The sequence below is a fragment of the Paenibacillus sp. RU5M genome (genome assembly GCF_900221055.1).
GTDB classification, from domain to species: domain Bacteria; phylum Bacillota; class Bacilli; order Paenibacillales; family Paenibacillaceae; genus Paenibacillus; species Paenibacillus marchantiae.
Genome location: NZ_OBQM01000014.1, coordinates 80,016 through 102,446, shown reverse-complemented (window position 1 = coordinate 102,446; position 22,431 = coordinate 80,016). Strand labels below are relative to the sequence as shown.

At 48.5% G+C, this 22,431-nt stretch carries 14 protein-coding genes; all 14 read right to left on the bottom strand.

Annotated features, from left to right (window positions below):
- Window positions 1–122: 122 nt before the first annotated feature.
- The 14 genes from CRO25_RS28715 to CRO25_RS28655 all read right to left on the bottom strand — a co-directional run bounded on the left by CRO25_RS28715 (window position 123) and on the right by CRO25_RS28655 (window position 22,390).
- Entirely contained in the window at window positions 123–3,224 is a 3,102-nt protein-coding gene (locus tag CRO25_RS28715) for an alpha-mannosidase (protein ID WP_079697287.1), read from the bottom strand.
- Window positions 3,221–5,533 (bottom strand): glycoside hydrolase family 3 N-terminal domain-containing protein, encoded by a 2,313-nt coding sequence (locus CRO25_RS28710; protein WP_079697286.1) that lies wholly within the window; start codon window positions 5,531–5,533, stop codon window positions 3,221–3,223. Before CRO25_RS28710 ends, CRO25_RS28715 begins: the two co-directional genes overlap by 4 nt.
- Window positions 5,534–5,577: 44 nt before the next feature.
- The gene (locus CRO25_RS28705; protein WP_179132285.1) at window positions 5,578–7,800 is read right to left on the bottom strand and encodes a helix-turn-helix domain-containing protein; all 2,223 of its coding nucleotides are present in this window, start codon (window positions 7,798–7,800) and stop codon (window positions 5,578–5,580) included.
- A 196-nt stretch (window positions 7,801–7,996) separates the two neighbouring features.
- A complete protein-coding gene (locus CRO25_RS28700; RefSeq protein WP_079697284.1) occupies window positions 7,997–9,634 on the bottom strand; it encodes an extracellular solute-binding protein in 1,638 nt (545 codons plus the stop codon).
- 128 nt (window positions 9,635–9,762) lie between these two features.
- Complete coding sequence (locus CRO25_RS28695; protein ID WP_256863774.1) at window positions 9,763–10,671, bottom strand: carbohydrate ABC transporter permease; 909 nt, start codon at window positions 10,669–10,671, stop codon at window positions 9,763–9,765.
- Between the two features lie 15 nt (window positions 10,672–10,686).
- On the bottom strand, window positions 10,687–11,667 hold the full coding sequence (locus tag CRO25_RS28690) for a sugar ABC transporter permease (protein ID WP_024629462.1): 981 nt from the start codon (window positions 11,665–11,667) through the stop codon (window positions 10,687–10,689).
- Window positions 11,668–11,980: 313 nt separating this feature from the next.
- Window positions 11,981–13,393 carry an alpha-L-fucosidase gene (locus tag CRO25_RS28685; RefSeq protein WP_079697283.1) on the bottom strand — a complete coding sequence of 471 codons (1,413 nt, stop codon included), beginning with the start codon at window positions 13,391–13,393 and terminating at the stop codon, window positions 11,981–11,983.
- 365 nt (window positions 13,394–13,758) lie between these two features.
- Complete coding sequence (locus CRO25_RS28680; RefSeq protein ID WP_063566462.1) at window positions 13,759–14,817, bottom strand: Gfo/Idh/MocA family protein; 1,059 nt, start codon at window positions 14,815–14,817, stop codon at window positions 13,759–13,761.
- Between the two features lie 260 nt (window positions 14,818–15,077).
- Window positions 15,078–15,944, bottom strand: a complete 867-nt coding sequence (locus CRO25_RS28675; protein WP_079697282.1) for a sugar phosphate isomerase/epimerase — start codon at window positions 15,942–15,944, stop codon at window positions 15,078–15,080.
- 142 nt (window positions 15,945–16,086) lie between these two features.
- Window positions 16,087–17,529, bottom strand: a complete 1,443-nt coding sequence (locus CRO25_RS28670; RefSeq protein ID WP_256863773.1) for an alpha-L-fucosidase — start codon at window positions 17,527–17,529, stop codon at window positions 16,087–16,089.
- 116 nt (window positions 17,530–17,645) lie between these two features.
- On the bottom strand, window positions 17,646–17,816 hold the full coding sequence (locus CRO25_RS33605) for a hypothetical protein (RefSeq protein ID WP_179132284.1): 171 nt from the start codon (window positions 17,814–17,816) through the stop codon (window positions 17,646–17,648).
- 186 nt (window positions 17,817–18,002) lie between these two features.
- Window positions 18,003–18,191, bottom strand: a complete 189-nt coding sequence (locus tag CRO25_RS28665; RefSeq protein WP_024629467.1) for a hypothetical protein — start codon at window positions 18,189–18,191, stop codon at window positions 18,003–18,005.
- 101 nt (window positions 18,192–18,292) lie between these two features.
- Entirely contained in the window at window positions 18,293–21,079 is a 2,787-nt protein-coding gene (locus CRO25_RS28660; RefSeq protein ID WP_079697281.1) for a glycoside hydrolase family 3 C-terminal domain-containing protein, read from the bottom strand.
- 222 nt (window positions 21,080–21,301) lie between these two features.
- A complete protein-coding gene (locus CRO25_RS28655; protein ID WP_079697280.1) occupies window positions 21,302–22,390 on the bottom strand; it encodes a low temperature requirement protein A in 1,089 nt (362 codons plus the stop codon).
- Window positions 22,391–22,431 lie beyond the last annotated feature (41 nt).

Below are 22,431 nucleotides of genomic sequence, written 5' to 3'. Positions count from 1 at the left end.
ATTCGGTATTTGATTTTTCATTCCTGGTGAGCCTTCATGATGGACGGAATGCTCTATACAATTTTCGACCCCTACCCGGTCACTCCTTTTTCTCCGATCATTTCTTATCCGGTTTCTTGAGACTAATCTGCTGAGACCAGCTTCACGGTTTGAATTTCATATGGCTTGAACGTCAGCTCAAACTTCCCTTCATGACAAGCTAGTGGTCTAATATCATCCTCCAACAGATTGACTACAGACGTCTGTATACGCGCGTCAGCCCATTGAATCTCAACCGTTTCTCTTCCACCAGATGACTCATAGAAACGAAGTACCGTTCCCGTACCGTCTTCGGAAGCCTTAATCGTATCCAGAATGACATGTTCACTATGGAAATGAACCCAGCTGTGCTCTGCTGGCAATGTGCCAGAGTGTCGTTCACTTGCAACAACCCGAACCGGGTGGTTCAGTTCCATCGCACGTCGTACCACACCCGCTTCCCGCCAATCTCCCTGATGCGGCAGCAGGGAATACGTGAATTCATGCTCACCCTGGTCAGCATGTTCATCCGGCCATTTAGGAGCACGGAGCAGGGAAAGACGGATCATCTGATCCTTGATGTCATATCCATATTTACAATCGTTCAGCAGGCTTACACCACTGTTGCCCTCGGAGATATCCGCCCAGCGGTGACCACACACTTCAAACTGGGCTTGCTCCCAACTGGTGTTGTTATGAGTAGGGCGCTCCAGCGCACCAAACGGGATTTCATAGGCAGCTTTCGCTGATACCAAATCAACGGGAAAAGCCACTTTAAGCAGCTTATGGCTCTCCGCCCAGTTCACCTTTGTCTTGAAATCAACACGTCGTTGATGATGATATAGAATGATATCCTGGTAAATCTCAGACTCGTTTAACTTCCAGTGAAACCGAAGGATATCCTGCGTTACTCCACGCTGTACTACTTCTTTGGAGATCAGCTCTGCCACTCCTGCTCGCTGCGATTCAAACCGCGGATCAATATCCCAAGCATCCCAATACGTTGGCCTGTCATGGAAAAACTGTAACTCATTCGCTTTATCGCCCGACTTCAGCCACTCCCGTTGCATGGATTTGTCATACCATCTGGTGACCTCTCCTACATCGTTAAATTCAAGCCTGTAAAAGTCCGTTTCCCAGACAGAAGGGAAAGATTCATCCTGCTTCAATGTAGAAAGATTGGCATCCGGTGCCTGGCGTAGCCATATCGTGGCATACCCAAAGGCCGGAATGGATGGGACATAGACTGACAAAGTCAGCACGTTTCCATTTGCCTCAAGGTCACTCGGCAGACGATTACCCTGATGGTCAAACGCTGCTAAACCGCTCAGTTTCTCGTCGCCTGTAATCGTAATGACTTCTCCCCGCTCCCAGCCTAGGCTATTAAATACAACATAGGGCAGACCGTCGAAGCCATCTGTCGCAATGCGGTCCTCAATACGGCCAAAGGTACCTTCCATAGCCGATGTCCCCAGAGCGAATACCTTCGTATACTCCTCCATAGATGTTACGTATACTTCGGGAATGGACGTGCCCGGGATAATATCATGGAATTGATTCAGCATGATCAGCTTCCAGCCTTCATCCAGATCACTTTTCGCCTGCGCTGCTTCAACTCCGGCAAACTGCCCCCAGATTTCCGCTTCCCGATACAACACCTCCGCTTTGCGATTGCTCCGTTTGTTGCGCGCATGAGTTGTATAGGTTCCACGGTGCAGTTCCAGATATAAGTCGCCATGCCATTTTGGCAGCTTAGGGTTATTGGTCGAAATTTCTTCGAAGAACGCACCTGCTGTACTAAAATTGCTAATGGGCTGCCCAACCATGAAATGGGATCGCTCTGCGAACGCAACCATTTCATTCGTTACCCCGCCTCCACCATCGCCATGCCCATACAGCAGCATTTGCTCGGGGTGTACATCCTTCTGCTTGTAGGATTGCCAGTGCTCATCGACATCCTTGGGCCGGGTATGTTCATTCACTCCATGATTGAGATACGCAAGCACCGAGGTGCCGTCAATGCCCACCCAGTGGAACAGATCATACGGGAAAACGTTGGTATCATTCCAATTGAGCTTAGTGGTCATAAAATAAGGAATATCAGCCAGCTTGAGCAGTTGTGGCAGCGAAGCACAGTAGCCAAACGTGTCAGGAAGCCACTCGATGTTTGAACGCTTGCCGAACTCCTCCTGATAAAAGTTCTGCCCGTATAAGATCTGCCGCACCAGCGACTCGCCACTCGGAATGTTCAGATCAGGCTCTACCCACATGCCACCAACTAGTTCCCAGCGGCCTTCTGCAATTCGGGCTTTGATTCGTTCGTACAGCTCTGGAAAGTGCTCTTTCACGAATGCATACAGCTGTGGTTGACTCTGCGAATACACGAACTCCGGATACTCATCCATCAAAGTACACATCGTGGAGAAGGTGCGGCTGGACTTGCGCACGGTCTCACGCACAGGCCACAGCCAAGCAATATCGATATGGGACTGCCCAACCAGATGCATGAATCCGTCCCGGTACTCTTCCGGGTCTTCCTCCTGCACCGACTGTGCGAGCCATTCTTCCCAATGCTGTACCCATGCCGCTTCACTCCAGCGCTCCGGCTCGTTGTACATCTTATCCATCACCTGATGAATATCCCGGATAAGACGGGTGCGCTTTAAGTCTTTCTCCGGCAATGCTCTGAGTGATTCTGCAAGTACCGTAATGCTATACATTAGACTCTGTAAAGGCGAATTAACACGAACCAAAGCGGCTCGGATGCCCTGAATTGGCGGCTGAATGACCGCCTGTCGATTCAAGGGGTCATGTGGTTCCGGTATGGGATCATATAGCTCGATCTCCAGCAAAGGCGTAGTTCCCACTCGGCTCTTCGGCAACGGTACATACCCATGATTGCGGTCCAGTCCGTTATAAGGTGTGCCATTCACCTTCAGTAGCCCTTCACCCCCGGCCTCGAAGATCAATCCGACCACATCTTCCTCCCAATGGGCCGGAATCTCTACGGTTTTGCTCAGAAAATAAGTCGTTCCATGGTTGCTATGGAGCGGATTCAAGCTTTGAACAGCCGCATTCTCCTGTTCATACTCGTATTCGCCAGGACGGATATACTTGGCTTTCTGCATCTGCCACTCTAGAAGTTCAATGGTATCCGTCCATTGCTGCTGAGCCAGATCCTGAATGAATCGCTGAATTCGAATCATACCTCCACCCCCACCTTCTGGATGTGTAAACTACAAGCAGTCCAGTCTCTGGAGCTGCTGCCAACCATCAGCTTGAATTCACCGGGCTCCACAACAGGCTGAAGACGGGAGTCGATCAGCTCCAGATGTTCTTTTTGCACAGGGAACGTCACCGTCCGGGTCTGTCCCGGCTCCAGATGAATTTTACGGAATCCCTTCAGCGAAATTTCGGCTCGGGTGACCGAAGCCGACACATCCGTAATATACAGCTGCACCACCTCATTTCCCGCAACTACTCCCGTATTGGTGACCTCTACCTGCACCTCGGCTTCATCGTCTGGTCCGATCACTTCCGGCACAACTCTTACATTCTCGTACTTAAATTCTGTATAACTCAGCCCAAAGCCAAATGGATATTGTGGTAACAAATCAGTCTCCAGATATCGCTTGCCCCGTGTGCGTTTGGCATTGTAGCTGACCGGAAGCTGACCTACATGCTTGGGAATGGAGACGGTAAGACGACCAGATGGATTCACATCACCGAACAGAATATCCGCAATGGCGTTGCCCCCCTCCTGCCCGGGGTACCACGCTTCCACAATGGCATGGGCATGCTCATCAATCCATGGTTCGGCAATCGGCCGTCCGTTAATATAAACGACAATAACCGGTTTCCCCAGCCTATGTACTTCCTGCACCAGTTCCAATTGAACCCCCATCAGGTTCAGAGACGAGCGGTCTATCCCCTCGCCGCACTCCATATCGTTCCATGGATCATCCGTAACAACGGATGCCCCCGTCCGCAGATCAATGGTCCCTTCGCCAAAATCCCGGCTACTTGACCCTCCCATCACCATAATGATGGTGTCTGCTTCTTCAGCACAGGCGAGCGCTTGCGCAAAGCCCTCTCTGGAATCCCCTTTGATCCGGCAGCCTGGTGCGTACAGCACCTTTCCGGTGTCAGCACCAAGCTTGCGCGTAATCCCATCCAGCACCGTAACGATCTGTCCTCTCGGCTGCGGCGAGGTGTAGTCGCCAAGCTGGTTGTAGACGTGGTTCGCATTTGGGCCAATGACCGCCAGTTTTGTACCTGTTTTACCGAGCGGAAGGGTGTTGTCTTCATTTTTGAGTAAAATGATTCCCTCTTGCGCGACTTTTCTCGCCAGCTGAATATGTTCTTCACATCCGATCACCTGCTCTGCAAAGTCAGGATCAACGAAAGGTTGTTCGAATAAGCCCAGTCTGAACTTCATCTCCAGCACCCGCCTTACCGCTGTATCCAGATCCTGCTCTTCAATTAATCCTTGCGACAGGGCCTGCCTGAGATGCTTACCGTACATGTACCCGGACATTTCCATATCCACCCCTGCCTTAAGCGACTGAGCGACGGCCTGCTCCCCGTTCTCCGCGGTGTTGTGTCCATTGACGAGCATCTGAATTGCACCAAAGTCAGTAATGACAAATCCGTCAAAACCCCATTGCTCGCGCAGGAGATCATTCAGCAGATACGAACTCGACGTACAAGGCACACCATCAATCTCGTTATACGCTGTCATGACAGAACATGCTCCGGCTTCCACTGCTTTCTTGAACGGCAGCAGATCCACCTCGTGCAGCTCTCGCAGTCCCATATGCACCGGAGCAGCATTGCGCCCACCCTCCGAGCTGCCATAGGCTGCAAAATGTTTGAGTGTCGCCACAATCGTCCGATTAGAATCGAGCCGGTCACCCTGTAAACCTTTTATCGCTTCAACCGCCAGTTCACCGATCAGGTATGGATCTTCGGCAAAACATTCCTCCGTCCGTCCCCATCTCGGGTCCCGTACTACATCAAGCACAGGCGAATATGTTGCCGCTCCTCCCTGGCTCCGAGTCTCCATAGCAATCGCTTCACACATCTTGCGGTACAATTCCGTGTTCCAAGCACTTCCTACTGCTAACGGCACCGGGAATACGGTTGCCCCAATGGCCATATGCCCGTGAGAACACTCTTCCCCGAACAATATGGGAATTCCCAGCCGGGAGTTCTCCATGGCATACCGCTGAATTTCATTGGTGGCAACAGCTCCCTGCCTAGGCGTTAGGCCAGTCTCCAGCGTCACTTCCGTCCAGGGATCAGCACGAAGTGCTCCATACAACGACCCCATCCCGCCCTCTGCGATGTCCTTTTTAAACTCATCTGTAACCTGAACCGTACTATCTGCTTCCTTAACATAAGTCTTCCACCCCATCGGCTGGATCAGCTGCCCTATCTTCTCCTCCGTGGTCATCCGCCCGAGCAGATCTTGGGTCCGCTCCTGAACGGGAAGTGAAGCATCTTTATAGTCCATATGCACATTCTCCTTATGAGTTCGGCTTAGTCTGGTGCATGGGCTCACATGGCTTTTCGGTAGTCGCTAGGCGCTACACCCACCACATTCTTGAACGCCCGATTGAAGGAATTGTAATTCGTATACCCAACTTCCTCACTGATCTCCTGAATGGCCTTATCCGTCTCCAGCATGAGCTGCTTCGCCTTCTCAATACGGTGACTAATCAGAAGATCCACGAACTTCTCACCAATTTCGTCCTTAAACAGCTTGCTTAAATATTTGGGATTGATATCAAATAGATCACTTAGATAATTCAGCGACAGCTCGGGGTTGTTGTAGTTCTGTTCAATATACTTGCGAATTTCAAGAATATGAGATCGATGTTTTCTGGAGCAATGAAGCGTCTGCATCTCATCAGCCAGCTCACGGAAACCTTCCCAGCACAGCGCACGTAAATCATCCAACGTCTCCCAACCTTCCAACCTAGGAAGAAGTGGTGTAAATACAGATGCCCATCGCTCCTGATACTCTCGTGGAAGTTCTGCGAACTCCCGGTTATAGTGCTGGAACAGCAATTGGACCGTATTCATAATCTCCTGGCGGGAGAGCACGGATTCATGGATCTGTTCGAACAAGCGGTCAAAATGCTTCTCCCACACATCTTCCGAGAGTCGCATCGCCTGCACCAGCAAAGAGATCGTCTTCAGGAACTCATACACATCATTGGTTGAGTTCGGTACCTCCCCGCATGGAATGATCCGATTCATGCCGAGCACAGCCTTGTATTCCAAGGCATGCACCGCCTCCTTCAGCGAAGCTCTCAGACCACGGACATCCACTGCGACTCTTCCAATACCGATGGTTACGGTGAAGTTCAAATACTGCCCAACCCTGTCAAGATAACCGGAGAGCAGTCTCTGCTCGGTCTCCTCACCTTTCTCCATTTCAGGAATCCAGAGTATGGCATACAGACGCTGATCCGATATCCACTCTGCCCACACTTCGGTGCCCTCGTGCCTTGCACTCTCCTGCAGAATGCTGGATAACACGAATTTCAGAAGGGATTGATCCTGATTGTGGTACTCCTCCATGAACCGGGAATACTGATCAATCTCCACCACCATTACAGCCCATCGATCCTCTAACTGCGGGAGCTTGAACCTGCTCATCTCCGCTGTAAGTTCACTACCGGTAAAGTCCCGCGTACCCTCAAGCAGCTCCTGAAAGAAGTATTTCTTCTGCAAAATCAGGTTCTCTTCATGCTCCTCCTGATATTGCTTAGTTTGATCAATCATTTGCTCCAGCGTAGTCTGGATAAAACGGAACTCGTTATCCTTCGTATAACCCGCCCCTGGCTGTTTCTGCCAAGCCACCGTCTCAATCAACGTGACAATCTGCTGGATGGGCTTGTAATTTCTACGTGTCACATAGATCACCCACACCACACCAATCAGGACAACAGCAACGGCAAAAACAAACCAGATATTATAAAATTTCAGGGCAAATTTGACGATCTTGCCATTATTCAGTCCCGTCTGTACCTTCCAGCCGCTGTAGCTGGATGTAAACTCGGAGAATACTTCACCTGAGTCTGTTTTGGGAGAAACCGCCGTAATTCCATCCTGAATTCCTCCGTCCCACAGATTGCCACCCGAGCGATTGAAGATATTCACGAAGGTGAATTCAGGGTCATACATCTGCATGATGGATTTCTGCAAGGTCGGCAGATCGACGTTAACAACCACAAGACCCGTGCCGTTTCCGACACCGCGAATGAGTGTAATGACCTGTTTTCCTTCCTCTGTCAGGAATGCCTTAAAGGATCTCGCCCCCACCCACTTTTGCGTTGCCGCAGCACGACTGTCTTTAATAAACGCTGCATCCGGGAATTCCTCAATCGGCACTGCCTTGCCGTTGCTGAATACCGTATCGTCGTTGTATCTCACCAGATATATGGAATCAATCAGCGGATACTCTATTTTTAATTCATCAATAACCTGGACTGCTTGAATTTCGGCATACACATCCTCGCTTCCGGTTACCGAATAATAATTTTTCAGGTTGGGATTGGTCAAAATATCACGCAGCACCTTGAAGTCGATGGAACGTAGTGAATTGTCCAAATATTGCGTTACCTGTGACGCCAGAAATTCATTGGCCTTGAGTGCTTCTCTCCGGTTCTGTTCATTGAATACCTGAAAGAAAATGATAAACAGGATTGTGGTCACGATAAAAAAAACAGGCAAATACGATAGCAGCAAACGTCTAAACCAACTGTTGTTCATCTCCGAGGCCCCCCACCACTGTTTATACGCATGAGCATTTTGCATAAGCTGGAATGACAACCACGCCAATCTGGTCGCTAATTTTCCATAAATATTCAGTAAATTATATCGGATGAAGTGGGGTTGTCAAAAGGAGAAGACCGTCCCGATTCCTGTGTTGGCATCGGGACAGCCTCATTCATGAATCCATCAAGCTTTATTGATTCTTCTCAATCGCACGCTGGTAAATCTCAAGGTAATTGCTGAGTCCCAGACCATCAAAACCTTTCACGTACGCGTCCCATTCCTTATCGATGCTCTTGCTGCCGATAATGAATTGAGCCATATTGGTCATCACGTAATCCTTGACGGCTGTCGTGAGCTGCGCAGCGGTTTCTGTATCTTCAGGACGGATAAATACGTTCGCAGGATAGACTTCTTTTGGCGCATAAGGTTCATATACATTGGTTGCTTGCGCTAGACGTGTACCGTAACCCTCCGCTTCCAGTGGGTTCTGACCTTCTGCAAAAAGATTCCGGAACGTATTGGACAAGTCATGTGCTCCGATCTGTGACCAACTCTCGTTGACTACAACATTTGGGTCACGCTCAGGCAGGTTGTAGTAGCTGTATTTGGCAGGCTCACCATTGATGTTTTTCTCATCGGCATCCGCCTTCTTCCAGCCTTTGCCTTCGGTCGGCCCGTACTCTGCATATAAAGCGCCTTCTTCACTGAACATATAATCTACAATTTTGATCGCAGCGATCTGTTGTGCTTCGGTCGCTTTATTGGTGATGGCAAACTCGAACTCACCTACGCTTTGCGTAGCACCTGTCGTCTGCACGCCATCCGGCCCTTTCAGCGGAGGCACGATGTCCCAGTGCTGGTGGCGGGTGATATCTTTGTCATACGTGTTCACAAGGTAGCTGACCAGCGCTGTCGTAATGGAGCCGACCACTTCATCGCCTTCCTTGTTACCCAACTGCCCGATTGCCTGATCGTTCTGTGTGAAGGAAGCCGGATCAATCAGGCCTTCTGCATACAACTTGTGCATGTACTCCAGCCCTTTTTTCCACTCTTCCTTATTCGCTGCAAAATCAACCTTTCCATCATTCACAATCAAATATTTATCGTTGTCATTATAGATAAAGCTGTTCATTAAATAGGCATCGATGTTGCCATTCCATACGTACTTGTTGGGTGCACCGGTGAGTGGAATCTCATCGGCTTTGCCGTTGCCATTCGGGTCTTGTTCCTTGAACGCCTTCAGAACCGTGTAGAGTTCTTCTGTCGTGGTAGGCATTTTGAGACCCAGATTGTCCAGCCACTCGGTGTTAATCCAGTATTTCTGAGCGTACGTACAGTGGTAACATTCATTGAAAATCGGCAGAGCGTAGATGTTGCCATCCGGCGCAGTTACCGCTTCTTTGAAGTACGGCTTCTCCTCCATCATCTTGGACAGGTTCGGACCGTACTGCTTGATCAGATCCTGCAGCGGGAGGAACACGCCCTGTTTTCCGTATGTTTGAAGGTCTGAGGTCGTGAACTTGCCATGGAGGAACACTTCGGGATAATCCCCACTCGCCAGCAGCAACTGTCTGCGGTCTTGCAGAGCGTCCGTCGGGGCCAGATCCCATTTCAGGGTAACATCGAACTTGTCTTCGATAAATTTGGTGAACTCATTTTCTTCCATGGACGCTTTACCTTGTGGGGCAAAGAAGGTCATCGTTACCGGGCCACCGCTCTCCCCGCTACCGCCGCTCCCTGTACCCGCATCCTCGGATGAACCACATGCGGACAACAAAGCCATCGAAGCAAAGACCAGAAACAACATCGAAATCCAAGATTTTTTCAATCTGACTCCTCCTTTTTGTTGAAAACGGCATAACATTCTGATTACGTACTCGTGTTAAACCTTATCCCGGAAGCCGGAGTGTTCCCCCACCTCCTTTCAAGTGACGTAACGGACACAGATTACAAAGATCATCCTTTGAGCGAGCCAACCATAACCCCTTTAACAAAATGCTTCTGCACAAACGGGTACATGATGAGAATAGGAATGCTGGCAACTACGATCAGTGCGTATTTCAGGACCTGCTCGAACCCCTGATCTCTCATCTGCTGGCTCGTATTGGCCAACATTGCCGGGTCTGCGGCGTTTAGAATTAGCAGATTGCGCAGCACATATTGGAGCGGGAACAGCTTCTCGGAACGAAGATAGATTAGGGCATCAAAGTACGCATTCCAGTGGCCCACCGCATACATCAGGGTCATGACCGCCAGAATCGGCTTCGATAACGGAAGAACTACGCTGATCAAATACCGGATATCCCGGCATCCGTCCATTTCCGCCGCCTCCCCCAGTTCTTCCGGGATGGAAGACTGGAAGAAGGTCCTCGCTACGATAACCTGAAACACCGCGAGCGCCCCTGGCAGCCACATCGCCCAGCGTGTATCCAGCAGATGAAGATCTTTCATTAAGAGATAGGTTGGAATCAGACCGCCATCAAAGAACATCGTGATCATCATGAAAATAATGATGGCTCCCCGTCCGTAAAACGACTTGCGCGATAGCGGATATGCGAGCATGACCGTAAGGGCCACATTGATAAATGTGCCTACAACGGTATAGATGATCGTGTTGTAGAAACCGAGCATGAGCTGCTGGCTTTTGAAAATGGAGATATAGGCCTTGATGTTAAAGTCTACCGGGAACAGCCACACCTGACCGGATGTAACGGCACGCGAGGAGCTGAACGAAGAACTGATGATATACAAGAGCGGGTAAAACACTGTTAGAAGTATGGCGAACAGAAAGATATAGTTGAATGTCATGAAGATACGGTCACCGAGCGGGTCCTTGATCCGGTTACGATTCATCAGGTTAAACATGGATGAGCTCCTCCTTTACCACAAGCTGTTCTGGGATACTTTGCGGGAAATGCCGTTGACGATAACCAGCAGGATCAGGTTGATAACGGAGTTGAACAATCCTACCGCCGAGGAGAAGCTGAAGTTGGCCCCGATCAGACCGACCTTGTACACATACGTGGAGATGACTTCCGAAGCGCTCGTGTTGAGCGGATTCTGCATTAGATATATTTTTTCAAAGCCCACGCCCATAATGCTGCCCAAACTCAGAATCAGCATGATGACGGTGACCGGTACGAGCGTTGGTAGGTCGATATGCCAGATTTTCCGGAGCCTTGAAGCGCCGTCCATCTTCGCTGCCTCATAGAGGGATGGATCAACCCCAGCGAGAGCCGCGATATAAATGATCGATGAATAGCCCATGCCTTGCCAGACCCCCGACCACACATAGATGGATTTGAAGTATTCGGGAATGCCCATAAAGTTGGTCATCGGGAAACCCAGGAAGGTAAATAGCTTGTCTACAACACCCACATGCGGTGACAGCATCAGAATGATGATGGATACCATGACGACTGTGGAGATAAAATGCGGAGCGTACGTGACCATCTGGACGGTCTTTTTAAAGTAACCTGTTCGGATCTCATTCAGCGCGAGCGCCAGCAGGATCGGAATGGGAAATCCGGCGAGTAACGAGTAGAAACTGATCCCAATCGTATTTTTGATCAGCAGCCAGAAGTTTGGGGATTCAAAAAAGGCTTCAAAGTGTTTCAGTCCAACCCATGGGCTACCCCAGATTCCTTTGACGACACTGAAGTCTTTGAAGGCAATCTGTACACCAACCATCGGAATGTACTTGAAAATTAACAGATACAATACGGGAGGAAGCACCAGTAGATAGAGCTCCCAATGCTTCTTGAGGCTTCTTATAAATGGATGCTGTCGCTTGGGTTCTGCGTAATTCCTTCCTTGCTGGAGCTCCACCGGTGCAGGTATGCTTTCCGTAGCTCGACTCATTCGCGTCACTCCTTCTACACCTTAAGTGTAATAATACATTACATTTACATCCCTTAAACATCCTTTTCTTTGACTCATTTTTCTGTATTAGCGTCATCCGTGTGAGTAATAATGTCAGGTAACGCTTTCTTAAATCGATAGTACCTTGAGCGGTGTTCTTTTATCAATTTGCAATTTTCTCCCACATCTCCTTATTCCCAAAACCCTTGCTGGACAAGGGGGAATCGTCCTTTAGCACAGGTATTTCGCAAAAATCACCAACCAAAAAAATCCCGAAGGACTGTAAAAATCCCCCGGGATTTGAATTGTAGATTTATTGGTTTGTGAACAATCTGAACGTCAGCGTGATAGGTGCTACTTCCGTAACTGCCGCTTGCGGCAACTCTACAGCAAGTCCATCTTCCGTCCGTTGGAATGACAGCACATCATCTGTGCCGACGAGTTCAATTCGCTCCACCTTTTCCATAAATGGAATGACCACCTGTGATTGTACCGCCTCGTTCTCGCTTCTGTACAAACGGAAGGCATACGATACGTTGAGATCTTCCTTACGTGTAAAGGCCCACTCTCCTGTGAAGTATGGTCCGCAAATCCGCGTGCCATAGATGCCCTCCCCGTGAGTACCGATCCATTCTCCGAGGGCTTTAATACTTCGGACTGCCCCTTTTGGAAGACGCCCGTCCGGTTGTGGTCCCACATTCAGCGCCAAATTACCACCCTTGGATACGACCTCAAGCAGAATATGCGCCAACTGTCTTGCTGACTTGTACTGATCATCATATCCAAACGCAAAGGAATTGCCCACCGTGATACAGCTCTCCCAAGGAATATTCATTGGATGCTCAGGGATGGTCTGTTCTGGAGTTACGATATTCTCATACGGTCCGCCTACTGTGCGATCTGCTGCGAGGAGCCACGGCTGAGTTGTCTGACGTGCCCGCTCCACCACTTCGCCCAATCGGATATCCTGACCGTGACGGCCTTCACGTACCCAGCCTGCATCCAGCCACAGACATTCGATGCGTCCGTAGTTGGTTAGCAGCTCCATAATTTGCTCATGCGTGAACTCCACGAATTTCTCCCACAGCCATGGATACGCTTTCGGATCATAGGATGGTCCACGCCACATATGGCTTCCTCGCTCCATGCCAGGTGTCCAGTAATATGGCGTATGCCAATCCGCTTTGGAGAAGTAAGCCGAGATCCCGAGCCCCTTGGCACGAAAAGCATCAAAAAGCGCCCGGCAAATATCCGCATACTTATGGGTATGAAAAGGAGTATCTTTGCCCGTGATGCGATAATCGGTGGTATGTGTATCCCACATGCAGAAACCATCATGATGTTTGGTGGTGAACAGGAAATATTTGAACCCGTTATCAGCGGCCATCTGTGCCCACTCTTCAGGCTGAAAGCGAATGGGATTGAAGGTTTTGTTGAGATCAAAGTATTCCTGCTTGAAATGCTCCATGTCGTCAGTCCAGTCGATATCATTGCGCGACCAATCGCCATCCTCGTCACTTAGCGCCCAGGACTCCACGAGTCCAAGTTGGGAATAGGGACCCCAATGCATCATCAGCCCCAGCTTCTGATCCTTGAACCACTCCAGACGTTCATTCAGCAACGGATCTTCAGGCTTCACCCATTCCTCTTCTTTGCTAAAGTTGTGCACCCCGGCTTCGACGACCTGTTCTTCCTGTTCCAGCACCATATCTTTGGTTTCGCTCATCCCGTTCATCTCCTTTGGATTGGATATAAGATAAACTACACAAGTTAAGCTCTGTCACTCCAATTGCAGTACCATCTTCCGATCGCTGTTATCCCCGGATTTCTTTGATTTCACTTTATAATTGGTCGAAATCCGGGGATAAAGGCGAGCGCTTCGCTTCTTCAGATTGGTTCTGCAATCTCCGTTTTGGCTTAAACGTTCAGTTTCAACTTATAAAGACCTATAAGCCCAGTCATTTCGATTGCAGTGCATTCTTCAGATTGGTTCTAACTCCGTTTTGGCGAAATGTTTGGTTCAACAAGTATAGACTTGTTAGACCTCACTACTTCGAGTGGCGTTGCCATTTTCGGATCGCAACACCATATCTACAGTGAAATTTCGCGTCCTTCACGTGCGGACTCGTAGATGGCACAGAGGATTTTCATGATTTCAACGCCATCCTCAACGGGGCTTAGCGTCTCTTTGCGTCCTTGGGTACTGTCGATAAAATGATTGACTTCATTACGGAAAGAACCTGCGAAATCAAGAGATTTGAAATCCACCTGTGGCGTCATGTTCAAAATGGTATCGAATTTCTCACCAATCAGTGAAATTTCCGGTTCCAGTTCAGCTCCACCTTTATCGCCATAGAGTCTGACCGAAGTTTCATCCTGCTTCGCGTGCAGTGTGAAGCTTACATCTACCAGCAGGCTTGCTCCGTTCTCGAAACGAATCAGTGCGTTGGCCATATCCTCCACGGTGTTTTTGTTCGCATCATAGTCCGCTGCCTGGTAGAACGATAGATTACGGATATTGGCACGGTTACCCAATCGATTGGAGACATTCGCGGAGACGGTTTTCACCTTCGGTTTGCCCATCAGGTACCAGGAGATATCAATAATGTGTACGCCAATATCGATCAACGGGCCGCCGCCAGAACGTTCCACATCTGCAAACCATCCGCCCGGATTGCCCAAACGCCGTAGACAGGATGCCTTGGCATAATAGATCTCTCCCAGCTCGCCTTCATCAATGAACTTCTTCAGGATCTGCGCATTGTCGCTATAACGGCGTACAAAGCCAACCTGAAGCAGCTTTCCACTGCGGTGAACAGCCTTCTCTACCTCTAACGCGTCTTCTACCGTCTGACAGAGCGGCTTCTCGCAAAGTACGTTTTTACCCGCATCCAGTGCAGCAATGCTGATCTCGGCATGTGTATCATTCCAGGTACAGATGCTGACCGAATGGATTTCAGGTAGTGCCAGGAGCTCCTTATAATCGGTGAATACATGGGTAGCGTTATATTTTTTAGCTGCTTCCTGGGCACGTGCTTCATTCAGATCGCATATGGCGTATATTTCAACTTCGGGATTACTGTCATACGCTTGTAAATGAAAATCGGAAATTGATCCTGCACCGATAACGGCAATTTTAAGTTTGGACATGGATTTTCCCCTCCATAATCTGTTGAATGATGGTCATATCAGTTGATTCAAAACATATGATAATCGGCTTAACGTAACTACGGTGAATGTTTGGACTTTCGGCCGCTGTTGTCTACAGATTTCTTGTATCAACTGCTCTCAGCAGTTGAAATCCGCAGACAAAGGCGGACGCTACCGCTCCTACAGTTCCAAACTTCACCTCTGTTACTTCAGCCTTACATATAAAAATTGATTCCACTTATATAGTAGTAAGTAGCTGCTTATGCTTCCTCCCAGAAGCGGCGGACGTTATCCATCGCGATTCGGGATGCTGTTTTGCAATTTTCCATACCTTCGAATTCGACAGAGATATATCCGTCATAACCGGACTGCTTCAACACACGGAATACTTCCGGCATGTCGATATCCCCGTGACCCACAATCGCTCCGCGCAGGTAATTGCCGTGTGCGGTCTGGAACCAGCCCTCTCCAGGATTACGGTAGGAAGGTCTCCGATAGAAATCTTTGGCGTGCACCATGGATGCATAAGGAATGTTGTTTTTCACAGCGCTAACTGGGTCTTCATCCACACACAGGAAGTTGCCGATATCCAGCGTTGTCTTGAAGTTCTCACGTGCCGTCTCATGCACCAACCGCCGGACACGCTCACTGGACTGCACATAGTAACCATGATTCTCCACACTTGTTGTAATACCATGACTCGCTGCGTAATCGGCAATTCGCTGACAGGCCTTCACCAGAACAGGCAGATCCGCCTCAAACTGAGCGACAGTGCCCTCCTGTGCAGGACGAAACGCAACATCATGGCGCATTCTCGTAACGCCAAGTGCGGCAGCGACATCCACATGCTTCATGACAGCAGCAATCTCATTTTCAAGTGCATCCGGACCTTCTCCAGTAACGAAGTTGGCACCTATTGCGTAATTGGAAATATCAATTCCCACGTCTTGCGCAGCCCCTCGAATCTGGTCAATTAATTCCGGTTGGTCGATCAGGCTGTACCCGATCGGAACAATCTCCACATGTTCTCCGCCCTGCTCGGCGATGTAACGGATGGCGTCGGGTACAGTCAGTTCCTTGGCATCCAGTGCCTGTTGCAGACTGTATGTGCTGAGTCCTACTTTCATATCCTCTCATCCTCTCCTGCTGGTGTGTGGCTCTACCTTACATATACCTTTTTCCATAAGATCATACAATTACCAATAATCGTTTGCTACTCTATTTTCCATGGGATGAATCCAAAATCGGCTTATCTACAAATGTTACGGCTCAATCGCCAGCTTCATGCACCTCTTGTTTGCTCAGATATACACCCAGCCAGGACAACGTTGGATACCATCTGGATTCATGAATGGTCAGACGAATAGTTCTGGCGGTAAAAGGTTCGAAACTACAGATTCGTTTGTGACCAACAATCGTGCCGCGATACAGCTCCTGCCAATCCCCACTCTCACCCTTTGCCTCCAGCGTAAAGCGCTCAATTCGTTGGCCTGAACGGATATGCTCCATGAGAACGACTCGGTCGAACCGCTTTTCCTCCGGCAGTTCTATCTCCAGCCAAGCCAGTTCAGTTCCTTCAGATGGGCACCAGAACATATCCGATTCTTCACACAATACCTGGGTAGCGGCATGTTCTCCATCCATGGTATCCGATGCCTGAATTCTCGCCCCAACAGCCAGACTTTGTCGATAAGTACTGCGCAAAAAGTCTCCGAGTTGCTGCAGCCGCTCAATATCCTGTTCGTGAATAAGGCCGCGTCGATCTGGTGGAAGGTTAAGCAGAAAATTCCCGTTGCCTCCAACCGCTCCATCATAGATGGCAAGCAGTTCCTCCAGCGATTTGACTTGATCGTCCTCGCTTGCATGATAGAACCACCCCGGACGGATGGACGTATTCACTTCCGCTGGATACCAGATGAGCTTGCCCTCATGCTGCCGGATCACCTCCCGACTCCCCAAATCTGCATCCTGTGTATTAATTCTGCTGGCAAACTCGCCATCATCCACCTGCTGGGATTGCTCCTGGATCTTCTCGTTATCCTGTAAATAAGCAGGTACGACGCTCCATTCTGAAGTCCGGGTATGACCTGCCTCATTGCCGCACCAGCGAACATCCGGTCCACATACCGAGATTACAGCTTCTGGCTGCAACTCCCGGATCAGCGCATAATAGGAATCCCAATCGTAGACCTGCCTTTTCCCATTCGGCCCCTCTCCGCATGCTCCGTCGAACCACACGCAGAAAAGTTCACCATATTGAGTTAACAGCTCACGCAGTTGATTTTTGAAAAATTCGTTGTATCGCTCTGAATCTCCGTAGGATGCTTCATGACGGTCCCAAGGAGACAGATAGATACCGAACTTCAACCCGCCTTCACGGCAGGCATCGGCAACTTCTTTCACCAGATCACCCGTACCATTTCGCCAAGGGCTGGCGGCTACCGTATGTTTCGTGTACTGGCTTGGCCACAAACAAAATCCGTCGTGATGCTTGCATGTGAGAATTAATCCGGTCATACCGGCAGATTTGCACGCCTGAACCCATTGCCGGGTACTCAGATGAGAAGGGTTAAAGATATCGGGATCTTCATTTCCCGTTCCCCACTCCTGATCTGTAAACGTATTCATGGTAAAATGAATAAATGCATAGAACTCCATCTCCTGCCATTTCAGCTGACGTTCTGATGGCACGACCTGTGCTGCTGCCTTCACCCAATCGGTTGTATTTACTGGATCCCTCTCCTCTCATGCCGGTTTTCTGTCCGCTTTCCGTCAAATGCCATAAAGGACCGACAGAGCACAGTATCTCCAGCGGTCCTTAATTATGTTCATCTGTCGTTGAAAGTCAGCTTTCTGATTGCAATTCGATCCCTGTTCCACGAAGACTCTACCAATCTCAGCGGAACGATCCACGAACCCTCCTGCAGTCCCCACTTCCTGCTCACCACATCAATTGCCTTTTCATGCTTGCCTGCAAACCATGCCGCCATAACCTTCATGAATGGGTCTCCTTTCGGAAAATGATGGGTTAGCCATTGGAGTAATTACATTTGTTATTTTCGTTATCATAAAAATGTTATTGTTTTATTCATAAACAGTCTAAGACGTTATGAATGAAACGTCAATACACAAAAAAGACACCCCTAAGGGTGCCTCTCTCTTGATCAATATCGAATATTATATGTTCATTTTCGCTTTGCCTTTGTCATTCGATTAAACATTATCAGTGCAGCAATCAACATGGCAACAATTGCAATATTACTTGCTGCATCATGCGACATGCCGAACAGAACGCCCAGATTGGTAACCAGGCCTCTGACAATCAGCGCAACCGCAATCAGCAGAATGGGGCTCCAAAAATTATACCTTCTCATCCTTCGCAACACTCCTGACCAGATTGTTCAGAAATTCCGGATCTCATAACACAATCATAACAGTCGTCATGTTCAGTTACAACAGAGCAGACGATCCTGCGTTACACTTGTTTGAATTCGATCCAGTCGATCTGCAGACCTGGTTTGGTGAAGTCCAGCTTCAATTCGTACAAGCCTGCTTCCAAATCCACTTTGACAAGTTTCTGTCTGATCCACTTACCTTCAGTACCATTGGTTTGAATGGTCGTCATCAATTGATCATTAAGAATCACATTACATGCACTTTGAGCCAGTTCCGGCTCAGGAGACATGATCTGTACAATAATCCGATATTGACCTGCTTCATCCACTTTCATGTAGACAGGTTCGCCCACAACGGGTTTGACCTGTACATCATTAGCCAGCACTTGTGCCTGCTCTGAGGAAAGTGAAGCATTCGCTTGGAATGAAGCGACATTCTCTACAATCTCATGTTTTCTGGAGAAGACAGGTGCATTCATGATGAACTCACAAATATTCATAGCCGAGCGCTGAAGCTCTCCGCGTGTCAACGTCCCATTTTCCAGAGATTCGATCGTGTTATCATCCCAGCCGTTGATTTCTGCGCCATAGTTAGGTACAACCATGTACAGATCGTTTTGAGCGCGAACCATCCAGTTGGTGTTTTTCCGATCTGCTGGTCCACCTTCAACGCCATCGTTCATAATAGCCCACCAGTCGGTCATCACGATACCTTGGAAGCCCCACTCCCCACGAAGAATGGTCGTGTTCAGATCGTAGTTCGAAGCCGCCCAATGTCCATTAATCGGATTGTAGGAGGTCATGATCGAGTTCGCACCGCCTTCTTTCACGGCAATCTCGAACCCTTTCAGATAGATCTCACGCAATGCACGTTCAGATACAACAGCATCCACTTTACTGCGATGTTTCTCCTGATTGTTGCAGGCGAAATGTTTCAGTGTAGCATTAGAGCCACCCTTCATGATTCCTTTTGTGCAAGCAGCAGCAAATACACCAGAAATCAACGGATCTTCTGAGAAATACTCAAAGTTACGTCCATTCATCGGACTCCGGCGAATATTCAATCCAGGCCCGAGCAGTGCATCCACCTGATTTCTCAGCAATTCCTGACCTTCCATCACATACAGCTCTTCGACGAGTTCTGCATTCCATGTTGCGGCCAGCAAAGTTCCAATGGAAACTTGTGTAGCCTTCTCCCCGCTATCCATACGAATACCGGATGGACCATCTGCAGTACATGCAACAGGGATTCCGTAATTGAACAGACTGTCACTCACGCCGCCAAATGCGGAAGCTGTACCCGATGTAACGAGTGGGCTGCTCATACCTTCTCCTCTTACGATGGCTGCCAGATCCTGATCACTCAATTGGGCGATAAATGCTTCCAGGCTGATTTTGCCATCCTTCACATCTCTCAGCTTGTAGCCCTGATTGCCCGTTTGCTCCAGCGTTTGCGGTAAGCATTGTTCAATTCGTTCAGCCATGGATACTTGGCGCGTCGGTACATCTGCAAAAATCAGCTCGTAAGATCCGTCTTCTTTGCGCGCTCCCGGCTTCATTCTCGTAAAGCCTTCAGTCGGTGCCATTGCCTCCTGGAGCTGTTCCACGAGTTGAATCGTTTCTACGACGTAGCCATCTTGGCCATCAATGCTGACATGCTCCACATTTTTGACACTGGTTCCTACGTACAAACGATATGTTCCTGGCTCAAGTACATACGCCGATGCATGTCCAGTTACGCCAGCATCATCATAGGAAGCCATGGAATCCACAGGGAAGCTCACGGTCAGGCGCTGAGACTCACCCGGCTGAAGCAGATTCGTTTTGCCGAATGCCACCAGAGCTTTTGCAGGTTTCCCTAATTGACCTTGTGGGGCTTCATAATAGATCTGCACTACTTCTTTACCGGCATAGGTCGTGCCCGTATTGGTTACGGTTACATTCACCTTAATGCTATTTTCTCCGTCTTGGGAGATCCATTTTGCGTCTTCTGCCTTGGTTGTGAACGTGGTATAGGACAAGCCGTATCCAAATTCAAATTGTACTTTTTCAGGTCGAAACGTTTCGAAATAACGATAGCCTACGTAGATATCTTCTTGATAAAGGTTCTTAAACTCATTGCCATAATTGCTTGTGGAAGGATAATCTTCAATGGAATACGCAATCGTATCCGTTAATTTACCACTTGGTGTAACGTCTCCGGCCAGTACATCGGCGATCGCATTACCACCCTCCATACCGCCATGCCACGAGTAAATGACACTTTGGATCGGATGAACGTAACTTTCATCATTCAACCAGCTCATGTCCATGATGTTCGATACATTCAACACGACGATTGTTTGTTCAAAATGATTCGTGACCTGCTTCAGCATCGCTTTCTCATCTTCCGTCAACCGGTAGCTGCCTGGTGCATCCACATTATCCTGATCTTCGCCTGCTGTTCGTCCAATCACCACGATTGCTTTGCTGGATTTACTTCTGGCTTGGGATACCACTTCATCCGTTAAAGGCATTTCTTTCTGATTCCAAGGCTCTGCCGCCCATACTTTTCCACCGTCATCAAACGGGTTTTCCTCAATCCATTTTTCATAGACAGCTGCCAATTCTTCATTAACTTTAAGTCCTTTTTTGCTGCGAAGACCATCCAACAAATTGGTAGTATACGCCACATGAACGCTGCCGCCTGAGCCTGTACCACTGCGATAATAGTTGACTTGAATCCGTCCAAACACTGAAACGTTTTCGTCTTTTCGAATCGGAAGAGCTTGTCCTTCGTTCTTCAAAAGCACTGCGCCTTCAGCGGCAACCGTGCGGCTAAACTCTGCAAACCCTTCCAATGGAACTCCGATTTGATGTGTGCTCAATGATTTCCCTCCTGATTGTCATCTCCATACCCACGAATCACTATGTATATTCGTTAATCTGGTAGATTCACTTGTATCTAGTCTCATATTAACAGATTCTATGGTAGAAAATAAATCAGGTTAAACGTTTTTTCTCACAGTGGACATGATTTTACGATTATCCAACTTAAAAAGCCACGAACGTCATTCGTCCGTGACTTTTATTCTTGTGTGATCTACTCATTAGGTCGTTAATTTGGCATAGACAAGGAAGAACACCATGTTCTCTCCCACGATTGCATAATTAGGCACCCGATAGACCAGATCGACAACAATAAACGCAGCCATTATCCCCAGCATAAACACCAAGTGACGCGGACGTAGCCGCAGATGAGCATGCCTGTATCGGTGGAACACCAGCGAGGTGGACAGAAAATACAGCAGAACTGAACCAAATACAAAGGCCAACATGAAACCATAATTGAGTTCATCCAGGTATAACAGTTGAATGGAAGCGGCAATCATGCTCATGGATATATAGATGAACAGATGGCCGTATATGATCGCTTGCCCGGCGGTCTGAATTTCTTTACTGACCTTTTTCTCAACATTATCAAAATACTGCCACCACATCGCAATCACAAATATGGATGTAAATGCCGCGAACAGAACAGATCGTACATCCCAGTGATCCATTTGCAGCACGGCAATGATGCTGACGACCGACTCACCAAGCAGGATAAGCGTGAACAGAGCGAAACGTTCCAATAAATGATGCGTGTGTATCGGAACCTTCACCAGATTTTTGCGTCCGATGAGCGGGAGAATGATATCCACGGCAATTCCCACGTACAAAATCGCATATCGCAGCCATGAATCAAAGAACAGGGAACCTGTTGAGATCAATATGCCGATGATGAAGCATACACCCAGATAACGAGCGGCTTTTTGTTGATGTTCGCTTTTGGAATTATGAATCATAAAATATTGAATGGCTGTAAGTGTCCTTGAACCAATATAACCCGCAAAGAAAGGAAGGTAGTATTGATCAAAATCAACCGAGAGACTCGCCGTCATCACCAGAACAGACAGGAGTTGAAGGATAAGAAAGACTCGATGGATGAAAATGTCCTGACCATAACGGTTAATAAATAGGGTCTGACCGACCCATGCCCACCAGACAGGAATAAAAATCAAAACAAATTTCATCAGATATTCAAAGGAAATCACGCCGTGTTCGGCATGCAGCAGGACATGTCCCGCTTTGGAGACCGCTGCTACAAAAAGCAAATCATAGAACAGCTCCAGCCAGGTAACCTTTTTCTCCATCATCCTTCAATGCTCCTTTAGTTGAACTCATATCAAAAAGATTG

Coding starts and splice junctions, on each gene's coding strand:
- CRO25_RS28665 (WP_024629467.1), bottom strand. CDS start 18,191: ATGAGAAGGTATAATTTTTGGAGCCCCATTCTGCTGATTGCGGTTGCG.
- CRO25_RS28685 (WP_079697283.1), bottom strand. CDS start 13,393: ATGAGCGAAACCAAAGATATGGTGCTGGAACAGGAAGAACAGGTCGTC.
- CRO25_RS28715 (WP_079697287.1), bottom strand. CDS start 3,224: ATGATTCGAATTCAGCGATTCATTCAGGATCTGGCTCAGCAGCAATGG.
- CRO25_RS28705 (WP_179132285.1), bottom strand. CDS start 7,800: ATGAACAACAGTTGGTTTAGACGTTTGCTGCTATCGTATTTGCCTGTT.
- CRO25_RS28690 (WP_024629462.1), bottom strand. CDS start 11,667: ATGAGTCGAGCTACGGAAAGCATACCTGCACCGGTGGAGCTCCAGCAA.
- CRO25_RS28695 (WP_256863774.1), bottom strand. CDS start 10,671: ATGTTTAACCTGATGAATCGTAACCGGATCAAGGACCCGCTCGGTGAC.
- CRO25_RS28655 (WP_079697280.1), bottom strand. CDS start 22,390: ATGATGGAGAAAAAGGTTACCTGGCTGGAGCTGTTCTATGATTTGCTT.
- CRO25_RS33605 (WP_179132284.1), bottom strand. CDS start 17,816: ATGAAGGTTATGGCGGCATGGTTTGCAGGCAAGCATGAAAAGGCAATT.
- CRO25_RS28675 (WP_079697282.1), bottom strand. CDS start 15,944: ATGAAAGTAGGACTCAGCACATACAGTCTGCAACAGGCACTGGATGCC.
- CRO25_RS28680 (WP_063566462.1), bottom strand. CDS start 14,817: ATGTCCAAACTTAAAATTGCCGTTATCGGTGCAGGATCAATTTCCGAT.
- CRO25_RS28710 (WP_079697286.1), bottom strand. CDS start 5,533: ATGGACTATAAAGATGCTTCACTTCCCGTTCAGGAGCGGACCCAAGAT.